Origin of the sequence: Fulvitalea axinellae (assembly GCF_036492835.1) — a bacterium.
Classification (GTDB): domain Bacteria; phylum Bacteroidota; class Bacteroidia; order Cytophagales; family Cyclobacteriaceae; genus Fulvitalea; species Fulvitalea axinellae.
Genome location: NZ_AP025314.1, coordinates 3,182,442 through 3,195,908, shown reverse-complemented (window position 1 = coordinate 3,195,908; position 13,467 = coordinate 3,182,442). Strand labels below are relative to the sequence as shown.

General features: G+C 44.3%; 14 protein-coding genes. 12 read left to right on the top strand and 2 right to left on the bottom strand.

All coding sequences use genetic code 11. The annotated features are described in order from the left end of the window. Positions 1-34 precede the first annotated feature (34 nt). The 3 genes from AABK39_RS12030 (at position 35) to vgrG (ending at position 2,794) form a co-directional block, all read left to right on the top strand. The gene (locus AABK39_RS12030) at positions 35-202 is read left to right on the top strand and encodes a hypothetical protein (protein ID WP_338391599.1); all 168 of its coding nucleotides are present in this window, start codon (positions 35-37) and stop codon (positions 200-202) included. Positions 203-227: 25 nt separating this feature from the next. Further along, positions 228-902, top strand: a complete 675-nt coding sequence (locus AABK39_RS12025) for a CIS tube protein (RefSeq protein WP_338391598.1) — start codon at positions 228-230, stop codon at positions 900-902. 86 nt (positions 903-988) lie between these two features. After that, positions 989-2,794, top strand: a complete 1,806-nt coding sequence (gene vgrG / locus AABK39_RS12020) for a type VI secretion system tip protein VgrG (RefSeq protein WP_338391597.1) — start codon at positions 989-991, stop codon at positions 2,792-2,794. Positions 2,795-2,798: 4 nt separating this feature from the next. Here the strand turns inward: vgrG and AABK39_RS12015 are convergent, their stop codons facing one another. Continuing rightward, entirely contained in the window at positions 2,799-3,518 is a 720-nt protein-coding gene (locus tag AABK39_RS12015) for an IS630 family transposase (RefSeq protein ID WP_338391596.1), read from the bottom strand. Positions 3,519-3,522: 4 nt separating this feature from the next. Next, positions 3,523-3,798 carry a helix-turn-helix domain-containing protein gene (locus tag AABK39_RS12010; protein ID WP_338391076.1) on the bottom strand — a complete coding sequence of 92 codons (276 nt, stop codon included), beginning with the start codon at positions 3,796-3,798 and terminating at the stop codon, positions 3,523-3,525. Between the two features lie 234 nt (positions 3,799-4,032). Here AABK39_RS12010 and AABK39_RS12005 point away from each other — a divergent pair, with 234 nt between their 5' ends. The 9 genes from AABK39_RS12005 to AABK39_RS11965 all read left to right on the top strand — a co-directional run bounded on the left by AABK39_RS12005 (position 4,033) and on the right by AABK39_RS11965 (position 13,422). After that, positions 4,033-4,341, top strand: coding sequence for a PAAR domain-containing protein (locus tag AABK39_RS12005; protein WP_338391595.1), 309 nt, complete (start codon positions 4,033-4,035; stop codon positions 4,339-4,341). A gap of 1 nt (position 4,342) precedes the next feature. Then, entirely contained in the window at positions 4,343-4,774 is a 432-nt protein-coding gene (locus AABK39_RS12000; RefSeq protein WP_338391594.1) for a GPW/gp25 family protein, read from the top strand. Between the two features lie 68 nt (positions 4,775-4,842). Next, positions 4,843-8,643 (top strand): baseplate J/gp47 family protein, encoded by a 3,801-nt coding sequence (locus tag AABK39_RS11995; protein WP_338391593.1) that lies wholly within the window; start codon positions 4,843-4,845, stop codon positions 8,641-8,643. A gap of 3 nt (positions 8,644-8,646) precedes the next feature. Continuing rightward, positions 8,647-9,387, top strand: a complete 741-nt coding sequence (locus AABK39_RS11990) for an adhesin (RefSeq protein WP_338391592.1) — start codon at positions 8,647-8,649, stop codon at positions 9,385-9,387. 39 nt (positions 9,388-9,426) lie between these two features. Further along, a complete protein-coding gene (locus AABK39_RS11985; RefSeq protein WP_338391591.1) occupies positions 9,427-9,693 on the top strand; it encodes a hypothetical protein in 267 nt (88 codons plus the stop codon). Continuing rightward, positions 9,690-10,274 (top strand): DUF4255 domain-containing protein, encoded by a 585-nt coding sequence (locus AABK39_RS11980; RefSeq protein ID WP_338391590.1) that lies wholly within the window; start codon positions 9,690-9,692, stop codon positions 10,272-10,274. The genes AABK39_RS11985 and AABK39_RS11980 overlap by 4 nt, the downstream gene beginning before the upstream one ends. Before the next feature lie 3 nt (positions 10,275-10,277). Beyond that, a complete protein-coding gene (locus tag AABK39_RS11975) occupies positions 10,278-11,135 on the top strand; it encodes a hypothetical protein (RefSeq protein WP_338391589.1) in 858 nt (285 codons plus the stop codon). Between the two features lie 216 nt (positions 11,136-11,351). Next, positions 11,352-12,878, top strand: a complete 1,527-nt coding sequence (locus AABK39_RS11970; protein ID WP_338391588.1) for a phage tail sheath family protein — start codon at positions 11,352-11,354, stop codon at positions 12,876-12,878. A 58-nt stretch (positions 12,879-12,936) separates the two neighbouring features. Next, positions 12,937-13,422, top strand: a complete 486-nt coding sequence (locus AABK39_RS11965; protein ID WP_338391587.1) for a phage tail protein — start codon at positions 12,937-12,939, stop codon at positions 13,420-13,422. Positions 13,423-13,467 lie beyond the last annotated feature (45 nt).

The window sequence follows — 13,467 nt, the reverse complement described above, 5'->3', positions numbered from 1 at the left end:
TATTGATAAATCAAATGATTTAAACTATTCGACTATGCCTGTTAAGATTGATTCCTTTTCTATAATAACAAAAATCGGTGCGCCGACCGTGGCCCCGGAATCAGATAGGAAAAGCCTGACTGAGGCGGACGTGGAGCAGATCGTAATGGAATGTATGGAACGGGTAGGTGAATTATTGCGAGAAATGGAAGATAAACGTTAGGTTCAATTAGTCTGGATTTATAGTTATGGCTACAAGTACCAAGCTCGAAAAACTGACAATAGAGGCTTACGGAGATCCCGGGTTCGGAAAGCAACTTGGCGAACCGTTCAAGATGCAGATTAACCCGTCTACGCTCAAATATTCTTTTTTCCAAACCCCGACCGCCCAAAATGTATTGGCTTCCGGTAAGTCTGTTTCGGATCCGAAGCCAAACGATTATAATCAAGTATTAAGTTTTGCGTTTTATCTCGACGCCACGGGTGTTGTCGAAGGTTGCGATAGCGTTTTGAATGCCGTAATGCAACTCCGGCAAGTATGCGCCGAAGTGGACGGATCGATACACACTCCGCCTTATCTGAAGGTGCTTTGGGGCGAGCAGGAACCGTTTACCTGCACGCTTAGGACTATGGATATCGAGTATGGGCCAATGGCTCCGGATGGTACGCCGGTAAGGGCTTTTGTCGATATCTCGTTTAATCGATATGTAGATCCATCAACAAAGGCGAGCGAAGAAAATAACAATTCCCCTGACCTTACGCACGTGTATACTTTTATGGCGGGAGACAATCTGCCGAGGTTATGCAAGCAGGTTTATGGAGATACAAAATACTATATAGAAGTAGCCAAGGCTAACGGTATTATTAATTTTCTTTCTATTCCCGCAGGAAAGAAAATCGTTTTTCCCCCTTTACGTAGATAGCTGTTTGGCTATCGTTTTTTGCGGGTGTTTTATTGGCTCTAGGCCTTTTTCGGAATTGATTTAATAACTTAAGAAACACCAAACCTATGGGAGCTCCAGGACAGACTACGTATACGGAAGTTGATGGATTAACGGTAAAAGTTGCCGTAAACAAGCAGGAACTTGACGAAAGTTATCAGTTGGAATCCTTGCAAGTGGATAGGCAATTGAGCAAGCTCACCACCGCAAAGATTATCTTGGTGGACGGAAAGACCCAGGATGAGGATTTTCTAATGAGTTCCGATGATACTTTTGAAGTCGGTGGAGCGGTAACCGTGAGTGCCGGTTATCAAAATACCGCCGATACCATTTTTGATGGAATCATTACGGGGCACAGAATCAAGACACGGAAAACCGGCGGAAAGGTAAGCTCGCAATTAGTGTTGCATTGCAGGCTTAAATCAACGGTGTTGGTCAATGGACGGAAGAATATAACTTATCCGGAAATGAAGGATAGCGACGTGATGATGGATATTCTTTCCGCTCACGGTTTAAAAGGCCAAATAGACGCGACGTCGACAAAGCATCCGAGTATAACGCAGCACAATGTGTCGGATTGGGATTTTATCAGAAAACGGGCTTGGATGAACGGTTTGGTTGTGGAGGATGATGAAACGGGAATTATCATTACCGCGCCGTCCTTTGAGGCGGAAGAAGGAAAGGTTCTGGATTATGGAATGAATATAATCGGTTTTGACGTCGAAATTGATTCTGTTCATCAAGTCGATTCCGTTGAAGGAGCGTCTTGGGACCCAAAACAGATGGCGCCGGTTAAGGCTACCGGAACGGATCCGGGGTACAGTTTTCCGGGTGAGCTCGACGCTTCGTCGTTAGCCGAAGTCTCCGATGATGAGGGTACGGGCTTTGCTTCCTCTTATTATGCGGAAAGTGGAGAGGTGAAAGCGTGGTCTGACGCGATGTTTGCTTTTTCGAGAATGGCGGCCGTGGTGGGTAGAATAAGCTTTCCCGGCGATTCGACCTTTGAAGTGAATACGGCGGTTACGCTAAGCGGCTTTGGCGACAGGTTCAATGGCCCGGTATTTATTAGCGGTGTAAAACATGTGGTTCGTGGCGGTCAATGGATTACGGAATTGGCCTTGGGCGATATAAATCCAATGATAGGGCAGTCGCATCCGTCTTTGGAAGATCCTTACGTGTTGGTTCCCGGTGTTTCGGGTTTGCATATGGGTAAGGTTAAGAAACTGGCTTCCGACCCTTTGGGGCAGAGTCGTTTGTTGATCGATTGTCCGGCGGTAGATCCGGACGGGGAGGGGGTCTGGTCAAGGTTGGCTACTTTTTACGCTTCCAGTAGCCATGGAGCCCAGTTTATCCCAGAAGTGGGGGACGAGGTAGTTTTAGGATTTGTCGGGGATGATCCGCGTTTTCCTATTATTCTCGGTTCGCTTTATGGAAAAAAGAACGCTCCGCCATTCTCAATAAGTGCTCAAAATGCGCAAAAGGGATTCGTGACTCCAAAAGACTTTAAGGTAGTAGTGGATGAACAGTCCAAAAAGTTGACTGCGGAGACTCCGGGGGGAAATGTCGTTGAGCTTGACGATATGATGAAGCAAATGGAATTGACCGATCCGAATGGTAATAGTGTGAAGCTTTCTAAAGAAGGGGTGACGATTACTAGTGCCAAGGACGTGACGATTGATGCGTCTAAAGGAAAATTGACTTTTTCTTGTATGAGCGATGTTAGCGTAAGTACGGAAATCGGTGATGTTTCTTTGGATGGGATGAATATAAAACAAAGCGCAAAGCTACAGTGGCAGGCCGAAAGTTCTGCTATTGGTGAGCTAAAAGCGACTGGGCCTTTGACTATTGAGGGCGCGGTGGTCAGCATCAATTAAGTAGTCATTCAAAATTAATTCGATACTTTGTCCCAATCCCTCTAATGACATCATCGATGGCTTTTGTCAGCTCTTCTATTGAATCAAAATAGTTCGGCTTTGAAAGCCATCGATGCTTGAATTCGAGCCAAAGCCTCTCGATGAAATTTAGCTCGGGAGAATATGCCGGTATAAACTGAAGGAACAAGCCTTTGCCTGCCCATTCAACCATTTTCTCTCTGACGAATATCGCTTTGTGGATGCTTGCATTATCGATTAGGACAACTGTTTTCTTTTCTATTTGATCGACAAAATCATTAATGCATGCGACGGTGGTTTCAGCCGTTGCCGCGCCGTCAACTCTGAATCCGTGGAAATCGCATTTCCGATTCACAAAACCGACAACCGTATGGTTGCTGCTGGGCATACTGGATAGTCGGTGTGTTTTTCCAACCTTTTGCCATCCATAAGGAACGACCGGTGACAGGTTCACTCCCATTTCGTCAAACGAATACAAATCTATTTCACCTTCATCTTCCATCTTCTTAAGCTCCTGTATCTCCGTTTTAAAGAAATCAAACAGCACCTTGTCCCGTTTGTGGGAACAGCTGACCCGCATTCTTTTGTAGCTGTATCCGGCAAACCTTAATAATCGGGACAGGACCGCGCGGGATGCGGTAACGGAACAGTTCTCTTGAGCCCATTGCACCACTTGACAAAGGCTTCGTGGGACATTCTTATCCACATACTCAAATTTTTTTGGAGTTATCCTCCCCAATTATAGGTTTCCGCCCACGCCCCGGAAGGTCTTTAAGGTCCCAGTCTTCATTCTCCTCAATTTGATCGAACCAAGACGATACGGTTTCCGTTGTGACACTCAACAGATCGCTGATCTGGGATCGTTGATACCCCTTGGCACTAAAAAGCATGGCTTGGGCTCTTTGCCTTACCCGATAATTCTCACTCTTTCTGACAAGAGTTTCTAAACGGTTGACGGTCGATGATGATAGGTTCAAAAAACGCATGACCAAATTTACAGATTTAATAATTTACGTGGGCATACGAAGCTAAACTCGAATTATTTTTGGAGGGGTACTTAATGATGAAGGCTGGCAATATAATTGCGTATTAAAAATCAATTCTGATTTGGTGGAAGCAACGGCATTCCGCCAAAGAATAAATACCATTAGGGTAGTGTTGTTGGGCTTTGTGAGCTTTATTATTTGTTTTTTGGTTTCTAAAAATCTTAATACTGTTTTATGGGACAACCAGCAGCCAGAATGTTTGATATGCACACCTGCCCGCAACAGGATACATACGGGCCGGTAGTAGTGCCTCATGTTGGTGTAATTTTGATGGGCCCCGGGGCCATGACGGTCACGGTAGGGAAATTACCGGCGGCCGTAATGGGAGATATTGCTCTATGTGTTTCCCCTAGTCCGAATTCGGTGCTTAAAGGGTCGGGACAAGTGTTTTTATGCAAACGCCCTGCGGTTCGCCAAGGCGATTCTACAGCCCACGGGGGCGTAGTGTCTTCTGGTTGCCCTACAGTGGAAATGGGAGGCTAGCATGGACGAATCGGTCGAAAAATCCTCGTTTTTAGGAACGGGTTGGTCTTTTCCCCCTTCGTTTGATAAGGCGCGGGATACCGTGAAAATGGTTTCCGAGGAAAAGGATATCGAGCAAAGCTTGGCCCTGATTTTGGGGACTGTTCCTGGCGAGAGGGCCATGAACCCCGAATTCGGATGCGATTTGAAATCTATGAGTTTCGCTTCAATTGACAGCCATACGCTAAACACTATCAAAGATATTGTCAAACGTGCGATTTTGCGTTTTGAGCCTCGTGTTACACTTAACGAGGTGGTGGTGGACGCTTCGGAATATATCGACGGAGTTATTCGGGTGAACCTGTTTTACACTATCCGGAAAATTAATGTCCGGACCAATATGGTTTATCCTTTCTATCTGGAAGAAGGAACGAATATCAAACTTGATTATTAAAAGTTGATTCAGTTTTTGAGCTAATGTCGGAGCTAAGCAAGGGGTATATCAGTGAATCAAACGGGACCATGCGGGAACATCGCATGGTTCGAGCTATTGCCCCTGACTATATCTTGCCAGATGAGCGTAATCTGACTGATTTTCTACTCTATTTAAGAGTTCTTTCCGAAAACATAAATTATTATAATTCAAAAAATAAGATCGACGGAGACTGGTCCTTCTTCTTTAAATCGGATTCGGCAGTCCTTTTCTCGGAAATCCTTTCGACTGATATAAAAGGATTGGAAAACAGGTGGGCAAAGTTAAGCGGGAATTTGAGTGGGGATGAGGACGAAGACGAAAAAAGACAAAGGCTTTCCGAGTTGTATAGTTTTGTTTCGGAGCTTTTCCAATTGTTGGACAGATGGTATCTGAGGTCCAGAAAATTTAAGGATGATTATGAAAGTAAACTTAATGGAGGCTTATATAATGCGATAAAGTTCAGTCTTTCCAGAACGTACGAAACCTTTCAGGCTCAAATGGAAACATTGGCAGAACAAGGTGTTTTGGGTGTTAAAGTATTATCGCTTACAAGCTCTTTAAATCAGATTTGGATATTTAGCGATAGGGAGGTCGTTAAAAGTGATGAAGAGGAAGAGCCTGAAGAGCTGGATAGCCTATTAACGGAGTTTATCAATGACCTTCACTTAATTTACGATGAGCTTTTTCAAACGATTACATATACAGTCAGTACCTCCGAAAAGTTATTAGTCGAGACGCTGTCTCAAAATGGCAAACATAGTCCCGACATCGCATTGTTGATTACATTCATCAAGCTTTTTAGTCATGTTAAGACTAAGCTGAATTCATTTACCGAAAAACATTTAGAATATTACTATAAAGAGCTTTTAGGGGAGAATCTGTCGCCGTCTAAGCCGGATTCTGTTCATTTGGTTATGGAATTGGCAGACCAATTCCAGACTTGTGAACTTCCCGAAGGCCTTCTGTTTCCAGCCGATACAAACAAAGACGGATCGGTAAACTATTATCAGCTTTCTAGAAGCATTGAGCTTAATAGGGTGAGGGTAGAGCAGCTTAAAACACTGTTTGTAAGCAAAAACAGAAACTTTGCGTTTAGCGACAATAAATATAGGATAGTTTCAAACGTATATGCCTCGCCTATAGCGAATTCGATCAAAGGTGAAGGCCCAGCTTTCTCAGATCCTCGACGTTGGCCTACTTTCGGAGAAGAACAGTACGGCCTTTCCGAAGCGGAGCGTACTATGTCTGATGCGGAATTAGGCTTTATTGTTTCATCTCCCGTTTTATTGCTTCAAGACGGGGTCCGAACGGTGCACCTGAGGTTAAGGTTCAATCTTAGATCAATGTCCGCCTTGGTCGATATTCTGGATGATGTGGTGACTCAGGAAGGAGTAAGTGTCTATGATGCTTTTCATAAGCTCTTGGGGCATAGTTTGACTTTGTATTATACAAGTGTTGAAGGCTGGGCCAAGGTTAAGAAATGTGATATCGTTCCGCCAAAAGATTGGCTTTCGGGTGAAATAGGGATTGTATTTACGTTAAGTCCATCTGATTCTCCATTAGTTCGTCTACCGGAAGATTTGGAAACGGATATAAAACTGTCAAGGCCCGCTGTTAAAGTCATTTTGGGAAATGAAAACGCAATGTATCCGTATTCGTTTTTCAGTGATCTTCTTGTGGAGGAAATCACGATCGATGTCGATATAAAAGGAAGTAAAAATCTATTGGTTTATAATGAAGGAGGGCGAGTTGACGTGTCGAAATCTTTTTACCCGTTCGGGACTTCCCCACATATTGATTCTTATATGTTGGTCGGGAATCCGGAGTTATTCAGTAAAGACTTGAACGGGATTAATTTGAATATTAAATGGAGTAACCTTCCTTCTGAACACGGCGGATTCGAAACCTATTTTAAAGAATATGGAAAAGACGTGGATAACGATTCTTTTAAAGTTTCGGTAAAAGCCCTTTCCGATTATAAATTTCTTCCCGAAGCCAACGATGATGATTTGGTTTATGGGCTTTTTGAAACAAAAGAGGACGGAACGTTAAGCGATACAAAGACCTTAAGTAACATTTCGGTAGATAAGCTAAGTATAAGAAAAAATCCGGAATTGGATGAAATTCCTGAATATACGACATCCACTAAAACCGGGTTTCTGAAATTCGAGCTTATTGAGCCATCCATGGCTTTTGGACATGAGATTTACCCGTCGCTTTATGCGAATACGGTTACCGATTCTGTAGAAAAAAACTTCAAGACTTTCTTTTCTTCAAAAAAGGGAAGAGGAAAGATGGCTTTGCCGAAACAGCCTTTCTTGCCTTATGTAAGCGATCTAAGTCTCGATTATTCAGCCTCCACAACAATTTATTTTTCTGCACAAAATACCTTGCAGAAAACATATAATAAGCATGAGCAAGTCGCTCATATTACGCCTTTTGGCCATCAGTTTGTATTTGACAAGGGGAAGGTTAGCAATAGGCATATAGTTCCGCAATTTACGGCTGACGGCTATTTGTTTATCGGATTAAGTGGCGCCGGGAAAGACCAAACCGCATCGATTTATTTCGAATTAAGAAAACGCCTTCGTTCAGGAGGAAACGGGATACGCCCGAGGCTTGTGTGGCAATATCTTGATAATGAGGATTGGTTTGACTTTGGGCAGAGGGATATCGTAGCTGATTCTACAAAAGGTTTTACTACTTCAGGAATTGTGGAGCTTCGGCTACCGAAAAGTTTTGGAAAAGAGAATACGTCAATGCCAAATGGTTTGCATTGGATTCGAGTAGTTGCTTCAGGCGATGTTCATACCCTTTCCGATACCGTTTTGGTTGCGGCTCAAGGAGTAAAAGCTGATTGGAAAGGGACGTTAAACGGTAAAGGGAATTGGAAAGAGCATATAAAAGCGAAAACTATCCGTTCATTCCAAACAGGAATACCGGAAGTAAGATTCGTCGAGCAGCCGTTTGATTCATTCGGAGGGAAATCACCGGAAAGTGACCGTGATTTTTACGCAAGAGTGAGTGAGAGGCTAAGACATAAAAACAGAGCGCTTACAGGGTGGGATTTTGAGCGATTAGTTTTAGAAAATTTCCAAGATATCAGTCAAGTGCGTTGCCTTACGCATAGTACGGCTCCGTCTTTGGTCGGATCGAAACAACTGTGCATGGTCTTGTTTCCGGTTGTGGAAACGAATGATAAATTCTACGAACCTCGATTGGATTTCGCAAGATTGGAAACGGTGAGGAAATTCCTTTCCCGGGTCAGTTCTCCTTTTGCGACAATAAGAACTATGAATCCAATTTTCGAAAGGGTTAAGGTTAGTTGTAGAGTCGTTTTTGAAGATAATCCCGGAGAAGAAAGACAGTCGGATGGATATAATATCAGCAGGCTTAATGAGGATATTTATCAATATTTCTGTCCGTGGCTTTATGGCGAACGTGAAGGGGTTGGGTTAGGCGGAAGCTTTGAGTTGGAACACCTCCTGAGGTATTTGGAAAGCTTGTCTTATGTCCGTTTTGTAACAGGTTTTTCGGTAATTCATTTATATAAAAATGAAAAGAACGAAACGATAAAGAAAGATTCGGCGACAGATCTGGGTTTATCGAAAAAAATGAAGGCCTCTTCGCCTGCTTCGATTCTGATGCCTGTGGCCCGGCACGATATTCGAGTTATTGAAAAAACAATACATGAACTCCCTACGGCCTCGGCTTTGGATAATATGGAATTCGACGTCGATTTTGTCGTAGAGGATCGGGAGGACGATGATGAGTTGGGAATCCGAGGAAAGGAAAATAAACCGACTGAAGATCCCGATGAATTCACACAGATAACGATTAATGTGTAGCCTATGGCGATCTTGAACAGAAAGACGCTTAAGAATTTCTTCCGCAAAGGGCAATTGCCTTCGGAAGTACATTTTGCCAGCCTAATCGAATCGACTGTTAATAAAGTTGACGACGGTTTTGCGAAAAGTCTGGAGGATGGCTTACAGCTTTCTCCCCAAGGTTCTTCGTCCAATTTGTTGAGCTTCTTTCGCAGTATCAGAGATAAAGGCCCAAAATGGAATTTGGCGATTAATCCCAGTAAAGATGCCGAAGGGTTAAGCATTAACGATTTGGGGAAAATGGAAAGCGCCCTGTTTTTGAAAGAGGGCGGTGGAATTGGAATTAGGACAATCGCTCCCAAATATGACCTGGACGTAAACGGCTGGGTTGGCATGAAAGGGCGAACGGGCACATACCTGCAAGGCGAAGTTCCGGCAGATGGGCGTTGGCATCCGATTTTGGTGAATATGGACCGTTGCGTCGCTTTTGAGATTGTGGCCCGAGTTGGCGCTGGAGAAGGAAGGGGGAAATACGCTTTGGCTCATATTGTCGCTTTGTGTGCTTTTGGGAAGTCAAAGAGCAAAGTGAATATCAACCAGTCATATTTCGGCTGGTTTATGAACCGGATAAAAGCGCGTTGGGTAGGGGACGTGAAGGATTTCTCTCTAGAATTGGGGACCGCTTCCCACTATGGATTGAAAAAGAACGGAGATCCGTTTAAAATAAAATATCGAGTTACCCAGATTTGGGACGATAGGGTTTGAAGAACATCTTTCCGGCTGGAAATTTGGTAAGTTATTGTTATGAAACAGAGAATCGCCAAAGAGATTTTGTGGTTGCTGGGAGCCTTGATAGGCGCGGTTCCGGTGGCGTTTTTGTTTCTTGAACTATTGGACTTGACAACCCAAGGCGAGCAACCGACAGTAGATGAGCGAGTCTTTTTTTCGCAACTGTTTATAATCGGTTATGTGATAGGAATGATCAGTATTTACGTGATCAGAATTGTACGTTTTGCGATAATCGGGGTGGTATCTCCTCCCGTCAAAGAAACGGAAAAAAGCAAACCATGATTCACAATGTAGTTCCGGTGATTGCGGGCGAGTTAAACAACTACCTCGCAAACAATTTTGACTTCGAGGAGGCGAAAGTTATTGTTTCGAATCTTGTGAACCAAGACGGCGGAGTGGCTTTTGAAGGGACAAATAAACTGGTTTGCACTTTGGTTAATATCGAAGAGGACCAATCCTCAAGGGCGTCCCGTTCTGGACACATGCAGATCGGTAATGCTTACGGAGAAAGTCGCCCGTATATTAACCTGAATTTGAAAGTATTATTCTCGGCTCATTTTTCGGGAAAGAACTATCCTGAATCATTGAAGATAATCTCCTATGTAATCTCTTTTTTCCAAAGGAAATCTGTTTTCACCCCGAACAATACCCCGCGACTTACGAAGAATGCTGAGCGTTTGTCATTCGATATGGTAACTCTTGAAATGAACGAAATAAGTCATTTATGGGGAATGATGGGGGCTAAATATGTGCCGTCTGTTTTGTATAAAGTTCAGATGTTGAGCTTCAGAGACAATATGATCTATGATGAAATTCCGGGAGTTACTGGATTCGAGATCACAGGGCTATCAGAAAAGAACTAAGCCATGTATAAGGGTATTTGCGAAATTCGACTCTTTCACGGATACTATAACCGTTATGTTGGAGATGATATGGTTTTGGAACCGGTTTTTCAATCTTCGGAGTTGATGAAGCAACATGGAATCTTTGTGAAAAGGTATCCTTATGGTTTAAGGCTGTGTATGGAATCCGCAAAGCTAGATGTGTTGAAAACGACACTTGACAGGAATCCATTGGAACTGTATTTCTACTTCAAGGACGTTCAACCATATATGGATATGGTGAGCAAATTGGAATTAAGAACCTCCACGGAGTACCATTATTTTGAACCGAATGAGGTGGAAAGTGGAGCTATCACGTTTTCTCACAAAAAAGCCACATTACCGGAATTTTACGAAGGTGACGATACCGAACAGCTTCTTACGCATGAATATGTCAGTGAATTAAAAAAATACGGATTTCGTGTTTGGGGCTTGGTTAAAGTGGTTTTGGAACGGGATATGCTAGAAGAAGATGTGTCTCCATCGGTTTTCGATTTTAGGATAGAAGGAAGAGCAGTAGAATGGCGCTACCGGATTGTGGATACAAGAGGGAAGTTTGATCAAATGCAGATTAATGTTCCGGAATGGTCCGACGTGAAATTCGGCGAGCACAAATTAGTAAAGCTGGTAAACGGAATAGAGGCGAAGGAATTCCGGTCAGAAGGACGAAGGTCCATTAGGGAATTTGATGATTTGGTAGTGACATTAGAGATGTTTTGGCTCAACGAAAGGACCAAAAGACGAGTGGCGATGGAACTGCCCCGGCCCGAATGCGAAAAGCTTAAGTGCGAAAGGGTAGGCGAAGAAAAAAATGTGTTTTCGACAGTATATGTTTATGTCTGAATCGATTTCTGGCAAGCTTGTTGAAATGCACTAACTGTCTGATTACAAGTTGAAAAAAAGATTAAAAAAATATCTTTTTGATTCTGGATTGCATGTTTTGGTATGGTTATGGCAAAATGGTCAGTAGAGTGAGGGAAAAGTTCTCCCAGCGACATGGCCCAAGCCAAGGCCAGTAGTGATTTACTCTAAATTCAAGCAGCTATTAAAAAGTAAATTATGGCGCAAGTATTATCAACACCAGGCGTTTATGTGGAAGAGAAGAGTGCGTTTTCGACCTCTGTTGTTCCCGTGGCGACTGCAATGCCGGCGTTTTTGGGGTACACCGAAAAAGCCGCTCGGGGGAGCAAGTCCCTCTTGAATGTTCCCACAAAAATTTCGTCCCTTAGCGAGTATCACCAACTGTTCGGTGGCGCTCCTAAAATCAAGCACACGATCGCTGCGGGCGAAGGCGGAGGTTACACCCTAGAGGTGGACAAAGCGACTGACTTTAAGCTTTACAACAGTTTGAGGTTGTTTTACGCCAACGGTGGCGGTTCCTGCTACATTGTTTCTTTGGGTGATTATTCTTCTGAGGTGAAGTCCGCTGACTTTACTGGCGAAGAGACTGCTGGCGGTTTGCAGGCATTGCTCCGCGAGCCTGAGCCGACGATGCTTTTGGCTCCGGATTCATTGCTTTTGGCCGAGGAGGATTTCAATTCCCTTCAGCAGCAATTCCTGATGCACTGTGGCAAAGACACGAAAAGCAGAGTGGCCTTGCTGGAGGTTTTCGGTGGTGACCAGCCTCGCACAATGGACGACGAGGACGTTATCAAGAAGTTCCGTAATGGAATAGGCACGAACTTCCTCGATTTTGGAGCGACTTACTATCCATGGTTGAATACCACGATTGTAAAGTCGGATGAGTTGGATTTTACCAATTTGGCGAACCCTGACGGGTTGGTGTCGATTTTGACTGCGAATGTTACAGCCGCTGTAGAGGCGGGTAAGCTTGATGAAAGCAAGTCAGCCGCGATGCAGGAAATTTTCCAGCAGTTGACTAGCGATGACGCTAACGTGAAGAATCTTCACAACACGCTTTTGGCGATTTCCCCACTGTACAAGCAAGTTCTTAGCGACATTCGTCACTCCGTGAACGTTATGGCCCCAGCGGCTGCGATGGCCGGTGTTTACTCTATGGTTGACAAGGTGTCTGGAATCCAGAAGGCTCCAGCAAATGTTAGCCTCGGAGCTGTTGTTTCTCCTACGGTTAACATCACCAGCAAGATGCAGGAGGACCTGAACTTGCCGTTGGATGGTAAAGCCGTAAACGCTATCAGGCCGTTCCCTGGCAAAGGTGTTTTGGTATGGGGAGCTCGTACTTTGGACGGTAACAGCCAAGACTGGCGCTATGTTAACGTACGTCGGACTTTGCTTTTCATTGAGCAGACGATCAAGAACGGAGCCGAGAGATTCGTGTTTGAACCAAACACTCCGTCTACTTGGAACAGCGTAACCTCTACTATCGCCAATGCCCTTAACAAGTTCTGGACTTCTGGAATTTTGACAGGCAATTCCACTACGGAAGCGTTTAGTGTGCAGGTTGGCCTCGGTTCTACGATGACCGCCACGGATATTCTTGACGGAATAATGAGAATAACCGTGAAGGTAGCTATCGCAAGACCTGCTGAGTTTATCGTGATCACCTTCCAGCAGCAAATGGCTGGCGCTGATGCGGCGGGTGGCAGTGAAGGTGGTGAAGAGTAATCAGATCCGTCCTTTTGGTTAGTTATTAGTTTTTTTAACCCAAAAAATAGACTGAATCATGTCCGATACTGGTGATTCGCAAAGTTCGAATGAATGGGCACTCCAGACCTTTAATTTTAAGATGGAGTGCGACGCACTGTCCGAAGCTGTTGGTTTTACGAAAATCAGCGGTTTGGAAGCTTCCCGGGAAACTGTTGAAATGAGAACAGGTGACGACCCTACTGGAACTACTCAGGTTATGCCTGGTAGGCCAAAGGGTGCTACTATAACGTGTGAGAGACCCTTCCGTCCGGATAAAAAGGAACTTTTGGAATGGTGGAATGGGGCCAAGGCCAACACTATCGCACGTCAGATGATAACAATATCAATGCTTGACGAAGCGGGTAACCCTGTCGACATTGGTGTGTTTCGTCTTGCCGAAGCGTTTCCGACAAGTTGGAAACCATCGGATCTTGACGCTATGGGAAGCGGCGCCGCCATGGAGACGCTTACCATCCAGTGCCAGCAGGTATTGTTGCCTGGCGACACTAGCGGAGGAGAGTAAGTTCTCCATATCTCTACATCTAAAAAAGAGAAGCATTTCTATGTT

Excerpts from the sequence above, each read along its gene's own strand:
- AABK39_RS11975 (WP_338391589.1), top strand. The coding sequence starts at position 10,278 with ATGTATAAGGGTATTTGCGAAATTCGACTCTTTCACGGATACTATAAC.
- vgrG (WP_338391597.1), top strand. The coding sequence starts at position 989 with ATGGGAGCTCCAGGACAGACTACGTATACGGAAGTTGATGGATTAACG.
- AABK39_RS12000 (WP_338391594.1), top strand. The coding sequence starts at position 4,343 with ATGGACGAATCGGTCGAAAAATCCTCGTTTTTAGGAACGGGTTGGTCT.
- AABK39_RS11980 (WP_338391590.1), top strand. The coding sequence starts at position 9,690 with ATGATTCACAATGTAGTTCCGGTGATTGCGGGCGAGTTAAACAACTAC.
- AABK39_RS12025 (WP_338391598.1), top strand. The coding sequence starts at position 228 with ATGGCTACAAGTACCAAGCTCGAAAAACTGACAATAGAGGCTTACGGA.
- AABK39_RS12005 (WP_338391595.1), top strand. The coding sequence starts at position 4,033 with ATGGGACAACCAGCAGCCAGAATGTTTGATATGCACACCTGCCCGCAA.
- AABK39_RS11970 (WP_338391588.1), top strand. The coding sequence starts at position 11,352 with ATGGCGCAAGTATTATCAACACCAGGCGTTTATGTGGAAGAGAAGAGT.
- AABK39_RS11985 (WP_338391591.1), top strand. The coding sequence starts at position 9,427 with ATGAAACAGAGAATCGCCAAAGAGATTTTGTGGTTGCTGGGAGCCTTG.
- AABK39_RS11995 (WP_338391593.1), top strand. The coding sequence starts at position 4,843 with ATGCGGGAACATCGCATGGTTCGAGCTATTGCCCCTGACTATATCTTG.
- AABK39_RS11965 (WP_338391587.1), top strand. The coding sequence starts at position 12,937 with ATGTCCGATACTGGTGATTCGCAAAGTTCGAATGAATGGGCACTCCAG.
- AABK39_RS11990 (WP_338391592.1), top strand. The coding sequence starts at position 8,647 with ATGGCGATCTTGAACAGAAAGACGCTTAAGAATTTCTTCCGCAAAGGG.
- AABK39_RS12010 (WP_338391076.1), bottom strand. The coding sequence starts at position 3,798 with ATGCGTTTTTTGAACCTATCATCATCGACCGTCAACCGTTTAGAAACT.
- AABK39_RS12030 (WP_338391599.1), top strand. The coding sequence starts at position 35 with ATGCCTGTTAAGATTGATTCCTTTTCTATAATAACAAAAATCGGTGCG.